The organism is Aliifodinibius sp. S!AR15-10 (genome assembly GCF_031569985.1).
Classification (GTDB): Bacteria; Bacteroidota; Rhodothermia; order Balneolales; family Balneolaceae; genus JAMQKA01.
In genome coordinates this window covers 48,322-68,875 of sequence record NZ_JAMQKA010000032.1, presented here as the reverse complement: position 1 = coordinate 68,875, position 20,554 = coordinate 48,322, and the positions used below count along the sequence as shown (strand labels likewise).

Genomic DNA, 20,554 nt, shown 5'->3' with positions numbered 1-20,554 from the left:
ACGGTCGGGCGCGCCTTCAGCGGCTATCGCCTCGCGCTCCGAGCTAGCTCGGAGTCCGAGGACAGGTATGACGTCTATTTTTGCCATCAACAAATTCGAACAATTACTGTAAATCAACATGCTAATTTAAAAGTGTAAAGGATCTCCCCGAACGGGTGTAAACCATGTCCCCGAACAGAACATCGAAGGGGGGAAATGAATTCGGCCACCCCCGAAGAAAAGGGGGATGTGCTGCTCTACGTGCGGGCTTGCAAGCGTCCGGCTATGGCAGTGGCCAGTTCTTGCAGCTGTCGGGAAATAAGCTGCCCCCTCAGTTTATGGTGAAGCTGTTTCATCATTGGCTACATCCCCCTAACCCCCTTCGAAGGGGGAATTTTCCTGCCGGCCTTATAGTAAAGGGGATTTTTATGCATCGTGTGGGCCATGCCCAGGAAATGCTGTTTAAAGCCTCTCGCAAGCTCGTAAGGCTCTCAAGAATCTTGAGCAGTAAGGTCAAGAATCTTGAGCAGTAAGGTCAAGACCCTTGAGCAGTAAGGTTAAGAGTCTTGAGCAGTAATGACAAAACCTTTGAGCAGTAAGGGTAGCCCGTTTGTTCAAAAAAGGCCGCATGCCGTTTAACTGACATGCGGCTGTTAACAGTGTAATGGTCTGTATTACGTGACGATGAGGGGGGCATTAAGTGTGCCTACACGCAGTTCGTTCGTGTTATGCAGCTTAGCCCGTACCTCCATGGTATACTCCCCGCCTTCTGGGACACGGAATCCTAGCTTAGAGGGCTTGTTGTGGACGTATTCAACCACACGGGTCTCGGCCTCGTCCGGCCCGATCAGGAAGACGCCTTGCTCTTGGTCCTCTGGATCTATCTTCAGCAATTCGCCCACCAAGCGACCGGTGTGGGTTGGGCTCAGCGTCTCGTTAGTCGTGCCGCTGCCACCATCATGGTACCGGCGCAGGACCGGCTCCCGGCGGTCTGCTGCTATTTTCTCTACCGGTACCTCCTCGGCTATGCTGCTGATGCGTTGCCCCGGGTTCACATTCAGCTTTACTTCATGTCGCTCCGGGTCAAAGTCATCCTCGGGATCGTCAAACACCCCGGTGATAGAGGCGTTGATCCGGAACAACGGGGTGGTAATGCTGTCGCCCTGCTGCAGCACCTTGGCCACGGCCAGCTCAAACTCCTCCAGCACAGACATCGCCTCGGCCGGGGTGACGGTGGAGCCGCGGCTGGTCATCTGCTCAACGATATATTCGATATCGCGGTTGGCCTGGTCTTGGACCCGCGCAACATAGTCGTTGGGATTGTCGGTTAGGTGGTTTTCTTGTAATGAAAATGATATTGGCATCGTATTTCCTCTCGATTTAATTAAAGATTAATGAATTAGTACTGAAAGCAGCCCCTCTCTTGAGGAGCCTCTCTCGTCCTTATAGATAAGTTTCAGGGCAAATCCTTACAGAATAATTTTAAACCGCTATTTTGGGTGTTGGTAAGGGACTGTTCTGCCAAACTTTATGGATAAAATTAATTTTGGGCGTTTTTGCCTTTTTGGGGTGGATCGGGTTGTTAGGGATTGTTGGGTTGTTGCTGCCTTGGTTGTTCTTTTTTGCTCTTTTTACCGTTAGGGGAGGGTTACTTTTTTTAGTGATAAAAAAAGTAACCCAAAAAATCACCGCCTGATGAAATTTTTGTTGCGTTTCCTCCACCTCCGCTAAAACCATTTAAACTCGCTCCGCTGAGCCGCGCGGATCTCAGACAAAAATGGTTTCTTTACGCTTCGGTTTCGGGCACTTTACTCAACAAAAATTTCGAAGGACGGGGAGATGGGGCTTTTGACCTTCCGACCTTCGACTTTAGGACCTTCGACCTTGATCAACACCTCAACATCTCAACAACTAAACACTATTCTTGCCGGTCATTCTCCTCAAACTTTTCCAGCAGCTCCGTTAACTGTTCCACTTTCTCCGGGTATTCCTCGCTCAAGTCATGAGTCTCCCGGAAGTCATTATCCAGGTTGTACAGTTCAAACCCGCCGGTGTCGTGATCTTCAATAAGTTTCCATGCCCCTTCCCTGACCGCTGACTGATGAGGGACCTTCCAGTACATCCTGCGGTCCGTGTTCACGGGCTGTTGGTCTGTCAGATAGGGCCAGATATTTTGCCCGTCCAGCTGAAGTGCGCTTAAATCACGGTCGATTCCTGCTGCACCATAAAATGTAGGCAGCCAATCCGATACATGGACAGGCATTTCTGCAGTACCCGATTCGAGTGTGCCCTTCCAGTTGATAAATGCCGGCACGCGGATGCCCCCTTCATACAGGTCTTGCTTCCATCCTTTCAATGGATAGTTGTTTCCCAGCACAGTGTGCGGTTTGTCTGAATAAGCTCCATGGTACAGCGTATCGCTATGCCAACTTTTTTGCCCACCGTTGTCACTGATAAAAAGAATGATCGTGTTTTCTCGTTGCCCGGTTTCGTTCAGTGCATCCACAATTTTCCCAATGCCATCATCCATATGGGTAACGCTGGCTGCAAACCATTTGCGGGACGGCGACATAGTTAAATGCTCATACTGCGAGGTCCACTCCCTGGGTTCGTTAAGCGGGTGATGTGGTACGCTATACGCTACATAGAGAAAGAAGGGGTTCGCTCTTTTCTCGTTTATTACACGGATCGCTTCTTCGGTTATTAGGTCGGTAGCATGACCTTCTTCATCGAGATATTCATCATTGCGGTGCCAGGATCGGCGGCGGGTGGTTGCCGTTTCGGTCTTATATTCATGGGTATAGGGATCAATCTGCCCGTCAAAAAAACCATAAGAGGCATCGAAGCCGTATTTTAACGGGGTGTACGGAGGGGATCCCATGTGCCATTTCCCCGCGATGGCGGTATGATACCCGTTCTCCTGGAGTAGCGACGGCAGGGTGGGAGTTCCCATATCAATGACCTCCCCATAGTCGGGGCCCGTGACGCCAAAACGGCTGGGATACCTGCCGGTAATGAAACTAACCCGGGTGGGAGTACACGTGGGATAAACATATTGGTGGTCGAATCGAATACTAGAAGCAGCCAGGCGGTCGATGTTGGGGGTGGATATTTCAGAGCCGTGATAACCAACATCCGACCACCCGAGATCGTCCGGGATAATGACAATGATATTGGGTGGGTCTTCCGCCTCTTGGTTTTGGGAGGCACTGTTTTCTTGGTGTTGTGCCAACAGCGGATTAATCACAAACAGCAATAAAGACAGGGCACAATAAATATGTTTCTTTTTCATAAGAGCAGCGATTAATAGTCTATACTTTCAAAGGTGGTTATAAAATAACGTCAGTTCGATATAAAAATCACAATAATCATAGCTGTCATCGCGAGGAGGCGTCTTTGATAGTAGTGGCTCCATCGTGAGATCGACGTGGCGATCTCCCCGTCTGTTTTTTTGTTCATACTATTAGGAGATTACCTCCCGATCACTATCGGGATCCCGATTGGTCACCGAATCCCTTGTAATGACAGTTTTTATGTCGAATTCAGGTAAAATAATGAATTTGCTTGCCGAACGAAGCTATACCCCAGGGGGGTTGGTATCCCTCCAATTTAAATCCCGTACTTATACTGACTCAATGGTTATACAAGCTTTTGCTAACATATAGACCTGGTAAATACTGAATGGAGGGCTAAAAGCCAAAAATGGCAGGACCTGCTTCTCGGAGTTTTGTTCAGTTGCGGGAGAAGAAAGGTATCCGCGTGAGACGCTGGGTAACACCTTTAAAACAATAATCTGAGTTCGCTATGAATGGTATGATCAAAAAGTCTCCTTCGGCTGACGGAAGATGATTCATCCGAGTTGGTCCTCGGTAGGATTCGAGGGATGTTATTACATCGAAAATAGAAGAACATCTCCCGCCCAATTTCAAAAACCGGGGAGATTGCCGCGTCGCTCAACGCAGGCCATTTTATGCTCAATAGGTCCAATTATTTTCCCCGCGGCTTGGCTTTGGTTGTAAACTCCTGAATTACATTTCCGAGAAGGGTATTGAATATTCCGGGGTCTTCCAGCATCGGGAAATGGCCGACGCCTGACATAACAAAGATTTCCACCTCGAAGCTCTTCGCTGCATTCAGATCTGTAGGTGTCATGTCAGAGTTGATCAGTTTTATGGGCGCCGGGACCTTTGGCAGCCCTTCGCCGGGTTTCCAGAGAAGATGGTTCCGTAATGCCGGGAGGGCAACGCTGGGTGGAGCAGCAGCCATATCTGAAGAGATATTTGCAATCAATAATGAATCAGATGCAGCGGCAAACAAGTTTTCTTTGACAGAGGTCTGGGTAGCTCTGGCAAAATCCTTCTTAAATGGTTCCAGTATGTTCTCCACATCCCGGGGAGTCCGTTCCAGGTCTAGCTGATGGAAGGCGTCAACAGCCACCAGGCCAGTAACACGATCGGGCATTAGCTGCGCAGCTTCAACAACCACAGCACCTCCCATTGAATGGCCAACCAGTATGAAGGTGTCAAGTTCTAACTTTTCAATGACGGTAACTACGTCCTCCCCGAAGGCGGCCATTGTCCAATCTTCCCGGTTATGCCCGGACTCCCCATGTCCCGCAAGGTCAATGGCAACTACTTTGTAATGCCGGGAGAAATAGGGCAGTTGTTGCTTCCAGTATTCCATATCGCCAGACCACCCATGCACAAAGACTACTGCTGGAGAGCCTGTTCCCTGCACCTTGTAGTTGATCTCCACGCCATCAGCAGATAAAACAGGTGTGTCTTCCAGGGTTTTCTCTTGTTGCTCACATGCCGATAGAACAGATAGCGTCACCAGTAGAAAGAGCACAAGAACATTTGATTCCATTATTTGAGCTACCTGCAGGTTCATCAATGTGATGGGTAATTGAACGTGAATTCAATATAAGAATTTGGAGAAACTTCATAGTCATTCTTGTGACTTTTGGACTACATCCCCCTGACTTCAAAGGGGAAATATTTCTTGCATGGCTCACATCCTTCCCCCTTCGAAGGGGGAAATGAATTCGGCCCCCGCCGAAGAAAAGGGGGATGTGCTGCTCTCCCCACGGGCCTGCAAGCGTCCGGCTTTGGCAGTAGCCATTTCTTGTAGCTATCGGGAAATAAGCTGCCCATCAGTATATGGTGAAACTGTTTCAATATGGGCTACATCCCCCTGGCCCCCTTCAAAGGGGGAATTTCCTTGCCGGGCTCACAGCCTTTCCCTTTGAATGTACAGACCGGGGACATTGAAGGGGACAGGGGGATGCCCTACTCCTCAGCGGATAGTTGGCAGAGTCCTTGAAAAGGTACCCCAATTGGAGATGGCTAATCACCTTTTTTGTAGAAAAGGAGGTAATTTTTGAAAGAAGAAGGACTTTCAGTCCTACCCCGACCCCCTGTACTTCCAGTGCAGGGAGCATTCAGTTCTTTACGCTACGGCTCTCTTTATCTCCCGCGAGATTTACATAGAGCAGAAGGAAGGCAACGTTGAATTCAAGGGACCAACATTCATAAAACCTTAAACTTTCAACCTTAGACCTTGGACCTTCCAACCTTCGACCTTTTTTCTCAACACCTCAACGTCTCTACACTAAAACATCAAAACACATCAATATCAAAAATGCGCTGCTATCCCGGCCGTCGGTGCAATGGTGGACTGCAGCCCGTGATCCAGCAATGCAAACAGCGCACTGCCGTAGGCATGAAATCGCGGTGAGAGGGCCAGTTGCAATCCCAACCCGGCATTCAGCGTATGGTCTCGGTTGATAGCCGGTATCGATGATCTAACCAGTGAGCTTCCCGGGGCGGGGCCGTCCGGCGACAATGCTCCGCCTATGGGGGCCAGGAAGGGATCCGGTTCAATATCAATTTTGCCCAGCAGGTCAAAGGAAAAGAACAGGCCCGGGACCATCTGCTGGTTGAACCCGGTTGCCAGGTTGACGCTGTTACTACTGGAGCCGTTCCAAAACTGGGCGCCTACATTCACATACGGTTGGAATGAGCTTGTTGGGTTGTATTCGCTGATGAAGGTAAAGCGCGTCCCAAAATTTCCGCTGCCCAGCATGTTGTCCGAGGGGCGCAACGGCAGGCGGAGATCCATCACGGCAGCCAGCCGAACGTTGCTGGCAGAGACCGGGAAACGATACTTGGTCCGTAGGGAGAGGGTCTCTATGAAGGTCTCTTGCTCCATCGCATCATCCACAAAATTAAACAGTGCGGGACTTACTTCACGGTTTCCGTTGCCCTCGCAGTTCAGACCGTCGGGACTGTATCGGCACCCGGTGTTTTCTCCCTCCACGGTAAAAGTCGTATTCACATTCTCAATACTCAGGTTCACGATCGGAAGCGCAAAGCTGATGTCAAAACGATCGGTAACGCCATAGGTGCCGTGAATGGTAAACACCGCCGCGCTGATATCCCACGGCATATTCGCAGTAATGAGGTCGCCGCCCCCATTTTGTTGGAAAGCAAACCTGAGCGCACTTAGGTCTTCTCCCCTGATCTTGGAAAGATTGAAGTATGATGCGTTGGCTCCCACCAAAAACAGTCCCTTGCCCACTGATGCACTGCTCTCGGTATAGATCGGCGTAAACCCTGTGACAACACTGACGATACCCTGCTCCGTATATTCTGCCTCCAGGCTGGGCGGCGTCAGGGGGATGGCGGCGAGATTACTCTCGATAAAACCGCTGATGCCGGGAGCAAAAGCCTGTCGCGCCAGGTTTGCAGCTTCGCTGAAGGGGTTATTGTCTTGCAGGCTTTCGAACAGGCAAGCGGCATATAGGTTGGCAATCGATTCTTCCAGTAATGGTTGAGCACGCAGCGATTGCTGCACCATACCAAATAATAATATGAATAGAATTAGATATGAGACTCTCAAGTAGTAATATAGTTTTCGCATGACATCACCCGTATGTTTAACTGTGTTGTTGTTATTTAGGAGGAACCAACCTAAGGCGCTTGCACACTACTCAGTACGAATTGGTCCCCGTTTTTTTGCCATATCCAGTGGGCGGGGAAAGGAAGTTCTTTAACCTCGTCCCTTCCTTTCTGCCGGTAACTGATCGTCATCGTAACCGGAAGTTTCGCCGTCTTTTCATCGGATTCCAGCTCTCCGGCCACACTTTCAACATCAACCACATTGAACATGGAATAGAAGTTTGCAAGCATCTTGCTATAATAGTCAGCCAGTGGTGCCGGCAGGCCGGACCATTCACGATCTGTAATCGCCTCTCTTACATTTTCCTGCAGCACGTCGAGTTCTGAGTGCAGCCGGTCGATGGGGCGCTGTTCCGGGGCAGGCGTCTCTTCCAGATTTTCCGGTTCGTTTGCTGCAATGTTTTCTCCACCTGTTGTTTGTGGATCCTGTTGGTTCAAAATGTCCTGCTCAGCCTCTGATGACCCCGCTATATTCCCGGGTTGCTGATTGTTTTGGGGATCCTGCTTGGTAATTGGTTGCATCTGTTGGTTGTTTGGCCTGCTTTCCATTTCATTGAGAGCCTCTTTGGGAGGATCCGATGACCTGTCCTGCTCAACCGTTTCCCGGGTCTCGGCTGGTGTGGACTTATTGGAAAGTGAAGTTTCCCCGCCTTCTCCATCATTGGGATCTGTCTCTTCCGGCGGGAGCCCCATGTTTCCTACACCTCCCATTTCTGCTTGTTCTGCAATGTTACCTTCTTCTGTGCCATTGCTATTGTCCAGCATCGTCAACAATCCCCTGGCCCCGAAAACCACACCTGCTGCCAGCATGGTGATGGCCACCCATCGTCTCCAATGAGCGATGCCGAGGTTTGTCCGGAACCAACTCAGCAAACTGTCCCAGGCGCTCGCTCCGGGTTGTTCCTTAGTCACTTTCGTATCTGTTTTTTTCTGCTGTTTTTTAGCAGTGATTTCATCCAACAGAATGGACTCGTAATTCTTCAGCACCCTTGTCGCGGCTTGCTTAACTTTTTCATTCTCATCCTCTTGCAGCTGCACCAGTGCTTCACGCGCCTGGGGTTTCAGTCGGTTATCACGGCTGTCCAGGATATTCCCCAGCTTTGAAATTGCCCCGAGCCTCACTTTGGGATTGCTGTCGGCTATCTTTCCCTGGAGTTCTGCATGGAGTTCAGCTGGTTTATTTTTTTCAGGGCATGGATTTCGGGCAATGATCAGCCTTCCCTCCTGGTTGTAGACCCACCGGCGCGGCGTCTGCGTGGGCAGGTTGCTGACCACCTTTTCGTAGGCGTAATCATACCACTCATCCAGGGAGATAAAACTGTCACCATCCCGGTCGGCTTCTCCTGACATTATGCCTTCAAGCAAAAAGTGGGTGAATAGTGATGTTTTGGCTTTGTCCAGCACCTGGTTGCCCTCCATGGCAAACTCCCTGCGATCGGAGGCTGTCAGCACAATGCGCCCGCTCCCGTTGCCTTCAAAGGTTGAGGCGGTCAGCGCTTTGCCGCCCCCTTTGATACCCCGCCGGAAGGCACCACTGTGACAACAGTCCAGGATAAGGATTTGGCGTTTTGATCGGCATAGATCCATATCATCGGCAATGAAATCAGCTGAGATCGCCGTTGCTCTCAACAGATCGGGGCGGGTATCCTTGACCGCCAGGTAGAGGTGTCCGCGGTCATCCAGCACGCCGTGCCCGGAAAAGTAGAGCAGTAAAAGATCTTCGGGCTTTTTATTCAAAAAGAAGCCGCCAATTGTTTGCCTGATCTCTGATTCAGGGCTGTTAATCAGCTCAACGACCTCGTCAAAGCCCCCGATCTTCTCATCTCGAAACAGGTTGGCCAGATCACGTACATCGGCCAGCGGAGCTTCTAAATCAACCAGGCTGTCCGAGTCATATTCACTGTTACCGACGAATAAGGCATACTTGCGTGACATTGTCTTGCTTTCCGCCGGAGAGATTTGTGTGAGCGAGGAAAAGTTTGTAGTCGACAGAATCTACACTGCTTACTTTTTGGAATTTTCCAACGACTCCAGGAATACTTTGAAATCCTTGGAATCGCCCTCAAACTCAACATTCTCACCGCCTATGTTACCTTTGAATGATACACGACGACCCGTACCACGTTCGATCCAGGCCTGTAACAATTCTATAATCTTCGGGACCGCTTTAGGCAGTACGGCCATGACGATAGCCCCCAGTGTTATCGCTTCCACTGATTTTGCCCCCTTGGTTTGCGAGGCTTCCCGTACCAGTTCCGCTGATTCTACGTCTTCGTCTCTCAGCTCCATCAACAGTTGGCGCGTCAGTTGATCAACCTCGTCTGGATCTCCATCCTCTGTCTTTACTTGCAGAAGAATTTTGGCAGGGTTCTCTTTTTGCATGACTGTACCTCGCTGGGTAAGGTTAATATCTAAATCCTATGCAGGATTCTGTCATATCTTAATTTTTTCTTTTCAGATATTTATCTGCTCTCAATAAGGCCAACCAGTAGAAAAAAAATCGTTATACACTTTGTTTTTACAAATGTTAGGTATACATGGTTCTATTTATATAATTTATAATTAATTGTAATAAAAACAACTATTTGTGAGAATGATTTCCCTGGCGTGGAGGAATCGGCTGTTCAGTCAGGGACATAAGTAAGCAGCCCCAATCGGGATAAGCACCAAGAGTATAGTGATAATAGGCTATTGACAGTCGGCAACAATACCCAGCACTTTATCTTTGTAAGTGCCCGATATTCACATTATTTGCAGTTTATTTCATCAGGAAATATCAATTTTCTTTTTTTACTAATCGTTTATTCCCATATTCAAAAATCACGGGTTTAGTTGTAGGGTTACACACCTGTTGGCGGTGTCATCATTGTTCACCTGTACATTACAATTTTAATTCATATCGTATTTCCCATGTCCAAGAAAATTTTTCTAAATGAGTCCGACATTCCCACCCATTGGTATAATATAGTACCAGATATGCCGAACAAACCACAGCCGCCTTTGCATCCCGAAACAGGTGAACCTGCAGGGCCCGATGATCTCTCCCCGATATTCCCGATGGGGCTGATTGAGCAGGAAGTTTCTACCGAGTCATATATCGAGATTCCCGATGAAGTACGCGATATCTATAAAATTTGGCGTCCTTCTCCGCTGTACCGCGCCAATCAGCTGGAGAAAGCCCTCGATACCCCGGCAAAAATATATTACAAATACGAGGGTGTCAGTCCCAGTGGTTCACACAAGCCCAATACCGCCGTTCCACAAGTTTATTATAACAACAAAGAAGGTGTAAAGAGCATCACTACTGAAACCGGGGCCGGGCAGTGGGGTACCGCACTGGCATTTGCTTGTTCACAATTTGACGTAACCTGTGAAGTATATATGGTACGGATCAGTTACGACCAAAAGCCCTACCGAAAAGTGATGATGAATACATTCGGTGCAGAGGTATACCCATCGCCGAGCGATCGTACACAGGCGGGGCGTGATATCCTGGCCAAAGATCCGGAAACCAGCGGCAGTTTGGGTATCGCAATATCCGAAGCCATTGAACGCGCGGTGCAGGATGAGGAAACAAAATATTCCCTGGGTTCTGTGCTCAATCATGTATTGTTGCATCAAACCATAATTGGTCAGGAAGCGATAAAACAACTTGAATACGCAGGCGATTATCCTGATGTGGTAGTTGCGCCGCTCGGGGGAGGCTCAAACTTTGCCGGGATCTCGTTTCCATTCCTGAAAAATAATATTAAAGATGGGGAAAATACCCGGTTTGTTGCAGTAGAGCCGGCCTCCTGTCCCAAACTGACGAAGGGGGAATTTATGTACGATTTTGGGGATTCCGCAGGCTATACGCCGCTGCTGCCCATGTATACGCTTGGACATAACTTTACGCCAGCAGCCATTCATGCCGGTGGACTACGCTACCACGGGGCCAGCGTGCTCTGCAGCCAGCTATTAAAAGATGAGCTTATTGAAGCGATTGCAATTCAACAGCTTGAGTGCTTCGAAGCAGGAGTTCTTTTTGCCAAAACGGAGGGAATCATTTCAGCACCCGAAGCTACCCATGCTGTAGCGCAAGTCATTCGCGAAGCCAAACAGGCGAAAGAGGAGGGACAGGAAAAGACGATTCTGTTTAATCTCTGTGGACATGGTTTTGTGGATATGTCAGCCTACGAGGACTATTTTGCCGGTAAACTGAGTGACCATTCGTTTACCGACGAAGAGCTGAAGCAAAATCTTCAGGAAGTACGGGAACTGAGCGCAAATCAGAAAATGTAGCCGGGGCGACGCAATGCCTTAAGATCTTTTCTGGAAAATCATGACACTATTTTTATAGAAATTGAGGGAGGCGTCCCAGTATTCAGCCAGCCACCGGAAGGTGTCCCTGGTGTAAAATGTGACATGGGTGTTGTCTAGCCGGTAGTGCCAGTCGGCGAAGTGATCCTTGTCGTCGGTTGCCAGTTTGGTCATTATTCCGAGGTAGCCGCCCGGTCGAAGACAGCTCCACAGCTTATCGAACTCCTCTTTTGGATTGTGTAGGTGTTCGGCAACCTCTGTTGAGGTAATGAAATCATACGTCTCTTCAAAAACGGTGGGATCGTCCGCGTAAAAAGGGTCGTAAATGTTCATCTCGTGGCCCTGCTCCTCAAACATGATATTGAGCGTAGGACCAGGGCCCGATCCAAAATCAAGTCCTTTGCTCTTCGGCTCCAACAATTCACATAGCGGATGAAATAACCTGCCGAGGAATTCCCGATACCTTGGATCTTCCGGGTCATTGTTGTGCTGGTCATATCGCTCCACTTCCTCTTCCGCTGTAGGCCGATGCCGACCTGGGGCAAAAATCAGCGAGCAGTTTCTGCATTTGTAATAGTCTGATCGATATTGATCCGAGAGATCCCGGTAGAAGAGGCTGATGTTACTACCTCCACAAAGAATGCAGGTGTTTGGGCTTTTGGCTGGTTCCTGGATAATCTATGACTTTAGTTTGATTTCACCGTTATCAAAGATAGGGAGTTAGGACATAAGAATTAAAAATCACTGTTGCCCGTAGAAAACTGCTGTTCATTTTTTCAGTGAAAATTTACGTTAGGGTGGAGGAAGGCAATGTTGAATGACAATAGGAATGTTGAATTCAAGGGACCAACATTAAACATACAACCTTTCAACTTTCAACCTTAGACGTTGGACCTTCCGACCTTAAACCTTCTGACTTTCGACTTTAACCCTCAACACCTCAAACCCCCAATGTTAAGCCAATATTAATACTTGAACTAATCTTTACGTTTAAGTGATTTACCCGTATTTTTGCCGCCTGATTGATGACACGACATAATCACATCACAATCCCCCTTTACGACACCCAATGAGCTACCTCACTTTTGTCTTGAAAGAGCGGCGCCTGCTGTCTTTTGGGCTCTCATTCACCTTTTTCTCCAGTTTTGGACAAACCTTTTTAATCTCCCTGTTTGTTCCCTATTTCCTGCAGGACTTCCAACTCTCTAATGCCGGTTTCGGTTCTCTCTACTCCGGGGCCACACTGGTTAGTGCGGCTGTACTACCCTGGCTGGGCAAGTGGATAGACCACATTCCCCTCCGGCTCTATAGCACATTTGTGGCCATCGGGCTCATCGTCGCCTCCTTATGGTGGCTATCTCCTGGCATATTGGACTCCTGTTTGTGGGACTCCTGCTGCTCCGTCTTTCCGGGCAGGGATTAAGCAGCCACACTGCGCAGACGGCAATGGCCAAGTTTTTTGATCATGAGCGCGGAAAGGCACTGAGTATTTCCAACCTGGGCTTTCCCATCGGAGAGGCGATCCTCCCGCTCGGCATTACAGCTTTGCTGACCGTTTTTAACTGGCGCATGACCTGGGGTACTATCCTGCTGGTTATCACATGCATCATGATTCCTTTTATCCAACTGGTGCTAAAGCAGGATGATGCCGACCTGGAGGCTGACAATGATTCGCTCTCAAAAAACAGTGATGCAGACTACTCCTACATGCGGGTTCTCGGCGATTACCGGTTTTACTTCCTGTTCCCAGCGGTGTTGCTGCCTGCATTCTGGGCCACCGGCTTCTTCCTTTACCAGGTATCGGTGGCAGAATCCTTGGGCTGGACCGCCACCCTGATTGCATCTGCATTTGTGATGTTTGCCGTTGCGCGTATTTTATCATCACTCGGGGTTGGGCCGCTGATCGACCGTTACAAAGCGCGCACTATCTTCCCCTACTACATGCTACCGATGGCCGCCGGTTTCGTGTTTGCTTTCTACCATCCCGGCTCCTGGTCGGCCTTTGTATATATGGCGCTGCTGGGTGCCACCATGGGTATGGGCGGCGCACTCAAATCAGCCCTCTGGGCCGAACTCTATGGAACAAAAACAGTGGGAACCGTTCGCAGTATGTTCTCTTCACTGATGGTTTTCAGTTCTGCTCTTAGTCCGTTTATGATGGGTTGGTTGATCGATAACGGTGTGGCCACAACCACTATCCTGTTCTGGGCCGTCGTAACGACACTCATCGGTACCCTGCTGGCTATTGCAGCATTTTCTTCTCGCTTGCGGTTGTTTATGAAGAATAATATGGGGTAGATGCGAGATTTAAGTAGACCAATACATTTTGCCACTCATCCTGAACTTGTGCTATGAAACATGCCTTCGCGTAAGACTTCGGTATGTAAACCCTGGGCGAAGTAGTACTTGATGCAGGTTCTCATAAGGATGAGTACTTCCAAGGTTGGTTTACGCCCCTAATCAAGGTTCTATCCTTGTCCAGGTACTGGTGCACTCTATCCCCAATAACCCAGCAACGGTTCCGCCTCCCCGGTGACAGGATCGAATTCGGGCAATGGTACCGACTTGATATTCTGGAGCACTTTCGGGCGTTCACTGACTTTGCCGGTGCATAGATCCCAGCTTTGTCCGTTGGGATAGGCTCCTACTACCTGGAAGCCCATGGAGCTGTTGACTTTACAATGACCCACGCCCGCCGGAATAGTGACTACATCTCCAGCCCTAATCTGCAGCTCTTCCCCCATCTTTCCACCAAACTGGACGCTGGCCGAACCACCGGTGACGACGAGTACCTCATGTGCGGTGCTGTGGTAATGGTGGTAAGAATAGATGCCGTTGACCCAAGTGCCGCTCCAGCCATGCTTGTTCAGTATGGTTTGTACGGCACCCGGGTTGTTCTGCTGGTCGCTCATCGCCCCCGGGTACATCACGAGCGGGAGCGTTGGATTGTTGGGAATCTCCCCGTCATCTTCAAATTGGTAAATGTCACAGTTAATCATCAGTACTAAATTTCGTGAATTAAATTAAGAAGAGTGTTATAAGTTATAATTTATGGTATGAAATCACTGTTGTCGGGTATAAAACTTTTGGAGTTGCCCTACTTCTCATTCCTGCTGTTCATTTTTTCAGCGATGAAATCCGCCGCTGGGCGGACTAGCGAACTGTCCACGAAAAAGATCGCCGGCCCTGGTAAAGTTGACCTGAAGGCTCGTCTTAACGCTAAAAAAACTGCAGTAATGAACTTAAATGCCATTATTTGCCGAAAAAATTAATTTCCCCAGACACTAATGGTATAAAATTAATCATTTTGAGGAAATGGTATTTAGCCCAGCTTGAGGTATGCACATGTAACCTATCTATGTTGAAACGTTGGATTGCTGAACTGTTGAAGATCTTGAAGGTCGGAAAGTTTATCCGAGGTAATAGTGGTATAAAAAACCCTCTTATATAGGTGGCATAAGTTTGGTTTTGATAAGCGTCATCTGTTGAAGGTAATGAAATTTTTAGCAGCCAGATTCATAAAAAGTAGGGAATCCCCAAAAAATATTTTATACTAAGACGTCTGTTGGGAGAATTTACCATATTTACTCCCTTTCAGACGTTTGAACAGTAGTAAAGAAGTTAAATTTGGAGTATTAATTATGGCAGATCGAGAAGTTGGAACCGTTAAATGGTTTCATAATAGTAAAGGATACGGGTTTATTTCCCGAGAAGAAGGAGAAGACATCTTCGTGCATTACAGTGAGATCAATATGGAGGGATACAAAAAACTTGAGGAAGGCCAACAGGTTGAGTTTACTGTAGCTGAAGGGGATAAAGGGCTACAGGCTCAGGAGGTGATTCTCCTAGATTAGGTTTAATATTATTTAAAAAGCACCATGAACTACATGGTGCTTTTTTATTCCATTTTCGGAAAAGATAATATCCTAATCAAAAAGTGTTGTTATACGATCTGCCATTCGGGATGGTGATCGTGCTAGTTTGTTATAGATTTATTAAGGCTGAATAGGGAAACAGCTATTTACTCTTGGAATTCAAGACATGGCGTTCAAGCTTGTCTTGAAGGTCATTGGGATTAAACGGCTTTGTGATAAAGTCATTCATACCAGAAGCAAAGACCTTTTCTTTGACCTCCTTCAGCGCAGCAGCTGTCAGTGCTATGATGGGAACCGAACGTTTATGTACCTCATCCATCATGCGGATCTGGCGTGTTGCTTCGTAACCATCCATTTCCGGCATTTGCAGGTCCATCAGGATAATGTGGAAGTTTTCCCGGCGTATTTTCTCTATACATTCCTGCCCGTTGTTTGCCAGGATAATTTCCATATCCCAGCGTGAGAGAAACCGCTTCATCACATTCTGGTTGATCGGGTTGTCTTCAACTACCAGTACTTTTATGCCTTCCAGGCTGTTTACTTTTTGATAGGTCGAAGCGCTGCCGTTACCGTTTGTTTGGCCGGGCTCTTTCTGTGCAATGTCAAACGCCAAGTCAACGTAAAAGGTACTGCCAGCCCCTTTTTGGCTCTCCATGCTGATGGTGCCGTCCTGCAGTTCCACAAGCTTTTTCGTAATTGAGAGTCCAAGTCCTGTTCCGCCGAAGATCCGTGTCGTATCTGTGCGCTCCTGTGTGAAGCTGTCAAAAATGGCGTTCTGTTTGTCTTCTGCAATGCCCACCCCGGTATCAGAAACCTGGAACTGTAGATATGCACGTTGACCTGTTTTCTTCTTGCATTTTGCCCGCACGGTTACGGCTCCTTCATCGGTGAACTTGACGGCATTCCCAGTTAAATTATTGAGGATTTGGGTCAATCGCGCCGAGTCGCCGAGAATCATCCGGGGAATTTCTTCATCAATCTCGGTCTTCAACTCAATATCTTTGTTTCGTGCCGTAAACCTGAAACTTTCAATCACCTGGTTCAAAACCTGGTGTGGATTGAACTCTGCGTGTTCCAGCTCAATCTTGCCGGACTCAATTTTGGAGAAATCCAGAATGTCATCAATCAATGCAAGCAGTGTCTTGGCTGAAAAATCAAGGATTTCGATCTGTTCCAGCTGGTCTTCTCGTGGATTGTCCTTGGCCAGCAGGTTGGTCATCCCGATAATAGCGTTCATTGGGGTACGAATTTCATGGCTCATGGTAGAGAGAAACTCCGTTTTTGCCCGCGATCCCTCTTCTACTCGTTTTTTGGCCTCTTCGAGCTCCGCCACATTTTGTTCAAGCTCTTGTTTTTTTTCATTGAGTTCTGTATTCAGTTTTTGCTGCTCTTCCAACAGGTGCTGAGTTTCCTCTTCCGCCAACTCCTTGGAGTCGGAGAATGAGTTGAAGATCATCCAGGTAGAAATAAAGGCAGCGGAAAGCACACACCATTTTATTAACCAATAACCCTCCTTGGAAAAATAGATCTGGTCAAAAATGATATAATCCAACACAAAGTATGAGAAAATAGCGAAGCCGATGCCCGCATTACGTAGTACTTTTTTGTCTTTGTCGAACAGGAGTACAGAAAGCCCACTGGCGGGAATGAAAAATGTCTGGATCAACATGTTGGTGCCAAAAACAGAGCTCAAAATGATAATCGCGACATTGACATAGATGATAAGCAAAAATTTTGAGGTATTTTCATACCCTTTGCGCGCCAAGATCGGAATTAATGTGAAAGCAACTGCTTCACATAGAAAAAACCAGGAGAGAGAGATCGACTGGTTGAGCTGGAAGGCGATAAGAAATATAATACTGACGCCCGCCAGGAAAAAAGAAACCGAGTTCAAGACGATCAAACTGCTTTTTTTGATCACATCTTGCCGGTTTTCTTTGAGGTCCAGCCCCAAAGCATATCGTTTAAGTGCAGATAGAGTACCCATCGCCTGATTATGAATTCTATTATTATAAAGGAAGTAACGAAGAAAAAAGAAACGGGCAAAATTCCTTAATGCATCCTAATGTTTATCAGAGCACTGGAATTATTGCATTTATGCGGAAGTAATTGAATCTTCGTTACACCTGACCACTAGGCCTGTAGTAGATATTTGTTACGAACCTGTTTGCTGTTTTTGCAGCTTTGTTTTATAGGCCATAGCATAAATCTTCATCTGTTTAACCATGGAGGCCAGCCCATTTGAGCGTGTTGGAGAAAGATGCTCCTCCATTCCTATTTTTTTAATAAACTGTGGTGATGTTGAAATGATGGTGTCTGGGTCTTGTCCTGAATAAAACCGGACCATCAGCGCCACCAGTCCCTTGGTGATCGCTGCATCGCTATCCGCTTCAAAAATAACTTTACCATCATCCAAATAGGTATTCAGCCACACTTGAGCTTGGCACCCTCGCACGAGGTTTTCCTCCACCTTGTGCTTCTCGTCAAGCGGTGATAGTTCTCGGCCCAGTTCAATGATGTACTTATAGCGTTCAGTCCAGTCGCTTAGGGCTTCGAACTCTTTGATAATTTGGAGTTGTATATCTTGTATATCAGGCATAAATATCCGTCCGTCATGTTGCTTTGTCGTAAGATAAGAAGAAATATGCTGGATATTTAGTGCAACATTACACAGCGGCTTCATTTTCGTGTTTCAGGCTAACGGCGCCAGAAATGCAAACCACCGATTTATTGCTGTTATCCCATTCTGGCTTGGCATAGTCAACAATTTCCACGTAATCTTCATCAGCGGTGTGGACGCGGTAACTACAGGTACAGCTCTGCCCCTCGAGCACTTTTTTATAGTGTTCTTTTACTTTTTCGAGGTCCTCTTCGTGCACAAACTTCTTGAAACCGCCCTTCTCCTGCACTATTTCTGAAGAAAGCCCCGTAAAAATCGGGAACTCTTCGGATACAGTTTCAAACAGGGGTTCCCCGTTTTTAAGTTGCAGGCGATAGGTGAATTCGGAAGCTTTTTTCACAATGCGGCCAAAATCATGATTCCGTTTCTTGAGCGTATCAATAATACGTTTTTGCATGGAAATATTATTGATATCAGCCCGGATCAGTGTTCCATCTTTCAGGTCCAGCAGAGTGGTATTCCCCTCAATCTGGATCGGCACGTTGTTTTTGTGACGGATGATACCTTTGAAGTGGCGTCCGTCAAACCGTTCCTCATCGGCACCGTCATCAAATCGTTTCTTGAGGGAGTCGCGGTATTTTTTTGGGAAAAAGTCCCAGACTTTCATCTGTTTTAGCTCATCTTTGCTATAACCCACCAGTTCGCGAAACGCCTTATTCGCCATCACGACGGTGCCCTGCAGATCTACGTCGAGCACCGTTTTTTGGGAGGACTCCCGAAGTTCATCAAATTCTTTTTGGGTATCGATAAGCACTTTTTCCGCACGCTTGCGCTGGGTGATATCATGCTGGTAGGAAACCCAGTGTGTAATATTCCCCTCCTCATCGGTAAGCGGATGGATATCCCACTGGTTTACAAACTCTGAGCCGTCTTTACGGTAGTTTACGGCCTGTCCAAAAAATGATTTACCCTCTTTGAGACGGTTTTTCAGCTTATCCAGAACCGCGCGGTCGGTTTTGGGTCCCTGGAGAATACGGGGTGTTTTCCCGATTACTTCCTCGCGGCTGTAACCGGTCATCTTGGTAAACCCGTCATTGACATATACAATACGGGGACCGGGCTCCTCCAGGTCAAGTTCTGTGATGAGAATGGAGTCATAATCATTTTTTATTGCCGCTTCCAACAGGCTTAAATCTGACTGGAACTGTTCTCTCTCTTCTATGACCTCCGCAAAAAGATTCTCAAGCTCTTTTCGAGCTTCTTCATTTTTGCTTAACTCTTTAATCTTTTGCTTCCAATTAGACTCCATTAGTCGATAGTTTTCTTCGTGATTTTGATTTCAAGCGCACCCAACAATGATATTGTACTAAATCATTCCAATCTAATTAATTTTTTGGGAAACTTTTTCGTTCCATATATAAAAAATAAGATCTCGCAGGTGGCCACCTCCATGGGGGGCTGCATCTGTTGTGGAAAATAAAACCATCCAAGATGAAGGCCACGCTCAAGACGGCTAGATTAGTTAAGTAATTATTTTAACAACAGCTTGGCTATCGTATTCAGCTGCATGTTGGATGTCCCCTCATAGATTTTTCCGATTTTTGAGTCACGGTAAAATTTCTCTACAGGGTACTCCTTCACGTACCCATAGCCCCCGAAAAGGTCAACAGCCAGTGATGATACGCTTTCTGCAACCTCTGAAGAGTGATATTTGGCCATTGCTGCCTCTTTGGTAAACGGCTGGTCATTTTCCTTCATCCGGGCGGCGTTGTACACCAGCAGGCGGGCGGTTTCAATGTCCGTAGCCATTTTAGCAAGCTGAAATCGCACCCCCTGAAAATCAGATACTGCCTGTCCAAACTGCTTGCGCTCCTGGGTATAGGCCAGGGCAGCATCCAGCGCCCCTTGTGCAATACCCACCATCTGTGCCCCGATGCCTATGCGGCCCTCGTTGAGTGTTTCCATCGCCACCTTGTAGCCTTTGCCGGGCTCCCCGAGTATATTCTCTTTGGGAACTTTGCAGTCTTCAAGCAGCACTTCGCAGGTTGAACTGGCGCGAATTCCCAGCTTATTCTCCTTGTTGGATACCGATAACCCTTCGAAGTCGCGCTCCACAATAAATGCGGTGATGCCTTTATATCCTGCTTCGGGATTCAGGGTGGCAAACACGATAAAAATTTCTGCCTCGGCGGCATTGGTGATCCACATTTTAGCGCCGTTGAGCAAGTAATGGTCGCCCTCATCCGTGGCGCTTGTTTTCATCGCAAACGCATCACTGCCCGAATCGGACTCGGAGAGACAGTAGGCCCCGACTTTTTGAGTAGCCAGCTGGGGCAGATATTTCTGTTTGATCTGCTCGTCAGCCCATCGCAGGAAGGCGTTGTTGACCAGCGTATTTTGCACATCCATAAATACCGCGGCGGAAGCGTCTACTTTTGAGATCTCCTCAATCGCCAGGATCGACATAAAAAAGTTGCCACCGGCACCCTGGTATTGCTCCGGTATTTCAATGCCCATGAGGCCCATCTCAAAAAACTCTTCCATAAGATCCGGATCCAGCTTGGCTTTCTCATCCATCTCTTCAACGCGGGGTTTAATGAAGGATTCAGCAAAATCGGCAGCTGCGTTCTTTAGCATCCGTTCGTCGCCTGTAAACTTGGTAAGTGGCAAAATACCCTGATGTATCTGTTCCATAGTTTCCTGTATAAATTAAGTAGTCATTTCCCTGCTCTCTCAATGAAACACAAAGCATGATATTCATTTTCATACTCATTTGACAACTCGAAATGATCCGATGCTGCAAATACTAGTGACTTAAAAGA

Annotated in this window: 18 protein-coding genes; 5 read left to right on the top strand and 13 right to left on the bottom strand. The window is 47.7% G+C overall.

Translation table 11 applies throughout. The features are described 5' to 3' along the window. Positions 1-653 precede the first annotated feature (653 nt). From NC796_RS17980 to NC796_RS17950, 7 genes are all read right to left on the bottom strand, one after another. Entirely contained in the window at positions 654-1,343 is a 690-nt protein-coding gene (locus NC796_RS17980) for a DNA-binding domain-containing protein (RefSeq protein WP_310686411.1), read from the bottom strand. A gap of 118 nt (positions 1,344-1,461) precedes the next feature. After that, positions 1,462-1,716, bottom strand: a complete 255-nt coding sequence (locus NC796_RS17975) for a hypothetical protein (protein WP_310686409.1) — start codon at positions 1,714-1,716, stop codon at positions 1,462-1,464. A 181-nt stretch (positions 1,717-1,897) separates the two neighbouring features. After that, positions 1,898-3,271 carry a sulfatase-like hydrolase/transferase gene (locus NC796_RS17970; protein WP_310686408.1) on the bottom strand — a complete coding sequence of 458 codons (1,374 nt, stop codon included), beginning with the start codon at positions 3,269-3,271 and terminating at the stop codon, positions 1,898-1,900. 695 nt (positions 3,272-3,966) lie between these two features. Then, on the bottom strand, positions 3,967-4,845 hold the full coding sequence (locus NC796_RS17965) for an alpha/beta hydrolase (protein WP_310686406.1): 879 nt from the start codon (positions 4,843-4,845) through the stop codon (positions 3,967-3,969). A 768-nt stretch (positions 4,846-5,613) separates the two neighbouring features. Next, on the bottom strand, positions 5,614-6,900 hold the full coding sequence (locus NC796_RS17960; RefSeq protein WP_310686404.1) for a hypothetical protein: 1,287 nt from the start codon (positions 6,898-6,900) through the stop codon (positions 5,614-5,616). Between the two features lie 50 nt (positions 6,901-6,950). Beyond that, complete coding sequence (locus NC796_RS17955) at positions 6,951-8,873, bottom strand: caspase, EACC1-associated type (RefSeq protein WP_310686402.1); 1,923 nt, start codon at positions 8,871-8,873, stop codon at positions 6,951-6,953. A 69-nt stretch (positions 8,874-8,942) separates the two neighbouring features. After that, the gene (locus NC796_RS17950; protein ID WP_310686401.1) at positions 8,943-9,320 is read right to left on the bottom strand and encodes a hypothetical protein; all 378 of its coding nucleotides are present in this window, start codon (positions 9,318-9,320) and stop codon (positions 8,943-8,945) included. A 528-nt stretch (positions 9,321-9,848) separates the two neighbouring features. On the opposite strand from NC796_RS17950, the gene NC796_RS17945 reads away from it, so the two are divergent. After that, entirely contained in the window at positions 9,849-11,219 is a 1,371-nt protein-coding gene (locus NC796_RS17945; RefSeq protein WP_310686399.1) for a TrpB-like pyridoxal phosphate-dependent enzyme, read from the top strand. Positions 11,220-11,237: 18 nt separating this feature from the next. Here the strand turns inward: NC796_RS17945 and NC796_RS17940 are convergent, their stop codons facing one another. Next, complete coding sequence (locus tag NC796_RS17940) at positions 11,238-11,744, bottom strand: class I SAM-dependent methyltransferase (RefSeq protein ID WP_310686397.1); 507 nt, start codon at positions 11,742-11,744, stop codon at positions 11,238-11,240. A gap of 562 nt (positions 11,745-12,306) precedes the next feature. Between NC796_RS17940 and NC796_RS17935 the strand changes: the two genes are divergently transcribed. Both NC796_RS17935 and NC796_RS17930 read left to right on the top strand, forming a co-directional pair. Continuing rightward, entirely contained in the window at positions 12,307-12,660 is a 354-nt protein-coding gene (locus NC796_RS17935) for a hypothetical protein (RefSeq protein ID WP_310686395.1), read from the top strand. Continuing rightward, the gene (locus tag NC796_RS17930; protein ID WP_310686394.1) at positions 12,585-13,535 is read left to right on the top strand and encodes an MFS transporter; all 951 of its coding nucleotides are present in this window, start codon (positions 12,585-12,587) and stop codon (positions 13,533-13,535) included. The genes NC796_RS17935 and NC796_RS17930 overlap by 76 nt, the downstream gene beginning before the upstream one ends. A 197-nt stretch (positions 13,536-13,732) precedes the next feature. On the opposite strand, the gene NC796_RS17925 is transcribed toward NC796_RS17930, so the two are convergent. Continuing rightward, on the bottom strand, positions 13,733-14,236 hold the full coding sequence (locus tag NC796_RS17925; protein ID WP_310686392.1) for a cupin domain-containing protein: 504 nt from the start codon (positions 14,234-14,236) through the stop codon (positions 13,733-13,735). A gap of 57 nt (positions 14,237-14,293) precedes the next feature. Here NC796_RS17925 and NC796_RS17920 point away from each other — a divergent pair, with 57 nt between their 5' ends. Next, positions 14,294-14,509, top strand: coding sequence for a hypothetical protein (locus tag NC796_RS17920; protein WP_310686389.1), 216 nt, complete (start codon positions 14,294-14,296; stop codon positions 14,507-14,509). 369 nt (positions 14,510-14,878) lie between these two features. Then, entirely contained in the window at positions 14,879-15,091 is a 213-nt protein-coding gene (locus NC796_RS17915) for a cold-shock protein (protein WP_310686388.1), read from the top strand. A 163-nt stretch (positions 15,092-15,254) separates the two neighbouring features. Here the strand turns inward: NC796_RS17915 and NC796_RS17910 are convergent, their stop codons facing one another. The 4 genes from NC796_RS17910 to NC796_RS17895 form a co-directional block, all read right to left on the bottom strand. Further along, complete coding sequence (locus NC796_RS17910) at positions 15,255-17,099, bottom strand: response regulator (RefSeq protein ID WP_310686387.1); 1,845 nt, start codon at positions 17,097-17,099, stop codon at positions 15,255-15,257. A gap of 168 nt (positions 17,100-17,267) precedes the next feature. After that, positions 17,268-17,711, bottom strand: a complete 444-nt coding sequence (locus tag NC796_RS17905; RefSeq protein ID WP_310686386.1) for a SufE family protein — start codon at positions 17,709-17,711, stop codon at positions 17,268-17,270. Positions 17,712-17,778: 67 nt separating this feature from the next. Next, positions 17,779-19,041 (bottom strand): PAS domain S-box protein, encoded by a 1,263-nt coding sequence (locus tag NC796_RS17900; RefSeq protein ID WP_310686385.1) that lies wholly within the window; start codon positions 19,039-19,041, stop codon positions 17,779-17,781. Positions 19,042-19,262: 221 nt separating this feature from the next. Then, a complete protein-coding gene (locus NC796_RS17895; RefSeq protein ID WP_310686384.1) occupies positions 19,263-20,426 on the bottom strand; it encodes an acyl-CoA dehydrogenase in 1,164 nt (387 codons plus the stop codon). Positions 20,427-20,554: the final 128 nt, after the last annotated feature.

What these genes read in the sequence shown, in the direction of transcription:
- NC796_RS17895 (WP_310686384.1), bottom strand. Translation starts at nt 20,426, where the DNA reads ATGGAACAGATACATCAGGGTATTTTGCCACTTACCAAGTTTACAGGC.
- NC796_RS17900 (WP_310686385.1), bottom strand. Translation starts at nt 19,041, where the DNA reads ATGGAGTCTAATTGGAAGCAAAAGATTAAAGAGTTAAGCAAAAATGAA.
- NC796_RS17965 (WP_310686406.1), bottom strand. Translation starts at nt 4,845, where the DNA reads ATGGAATCAAATGTTCTTGTGCTCTTTCTACTGGTGACGCTATCTGTT.
- NC796_RS17905 (WP_310686386.1), bottom strand. Translation starts at nt 17,711, where the DNA reads ATGCCTGATATACAAGATATACAACTCCAAATTATCAAAGAGTTCGAA.
- NC796_RS17915 (WP_310686388.1), top strand. Translation starts at nt 14,879, where the DNA reads ATGGCAGATCGAGAAGTTGGAACCGTTAAATGGTTTCATAATAGTAAA.
- NC796_RS17950 (WP_310686401.1), bottom strand. Translation starts at nt 9,320, where the DNA reads ATGCAAAAAGAGAACCCTGCCAAAATTCTTCTGCAAGTAAAGACAGAG.
- NC796_RS17920 (WP_310686389.1), top strand. Translation starts at nt 14,294, where the DNA reads ATGAAATCACTGTTGTCGGGTATAAAACTTTTGGAGTTGCCCTACTTC.
- NC796_RS17935 (WP_310686395.1), top strand. Translation starts at nt 12,307, where the DNA reads ATGAGCTACCTCACTTTTGTCTTGAAAGAGCGGCGCCTGCTGTCTTTT.
- NC796_RS17955 (WP_310686402.1), bottom strand. Translation starts at nt 8,873, where the DNA reads ATGTCACGCAAGTATGCCTTATTCGTCGGTAACAGTGAATATGACTCG.
- NC796_RS17975 (WP_310686409.1), bottom strand. Translation starts at nt 1,716, where the DNA reads ATGGTTTTAGCGGAGGTGGAGGAAACGCAACAAAAATTTCATCAGGCG.
- NC796_RS17980 (WP_310686411.1), bottom strand. Translation starts at nt 1,343, where the DNA reads ATGCCAATATCATTTTCATTACAAGAAAACCACCTAACCGACAATCCC.
- NC796_RS17970 (WP_310686408.1), bottom strand. Translation starts at nt 3,271, where the DNA reads ATGAAAAAGAAACATATTTATTGTGCCCTGTCTTTATTGCTGTTTGTG.
- NC796_RS17945 (WP_310686399.1), top strand. Translation starts at nt 9,849, where the DNA reads ATGTCCAAGAAAATTTTTCTAAATGAGTCCGACATTCCCACCCATTGG.
- NC796_RS17930 (WP_310686394.1), top strand. Translation starts at nt 12,585, where the DNA reads ATGGTGGCTATCTCCTGGCATATTGGACTCCTGTTTGTGGGACTCCTG.
- NC796_RS17910 (WP_310686387.1), bottom strand. Translation starts at nt 17,099, where the DNA reads ATGGGTACTCTATCTGCACTTAAACGATATGCTTTGGGGCTGGACCTC.
- NC796_RS17925 (WP_310686392.1), bottom strand. Translation starts at nt 14,236, where the DNA reads ATGATTAACTGTGACATTTACCAATTTGAAGATGACGGGGAGATTCCC.
- NC796_RS17960 (WP_310686404.1), bottom strand. Translation starts at nt 6,900, where the DNA reads ATGCGAAAACTATATTACTACTTGAGAGTCTCATATCTAATTCTATTC.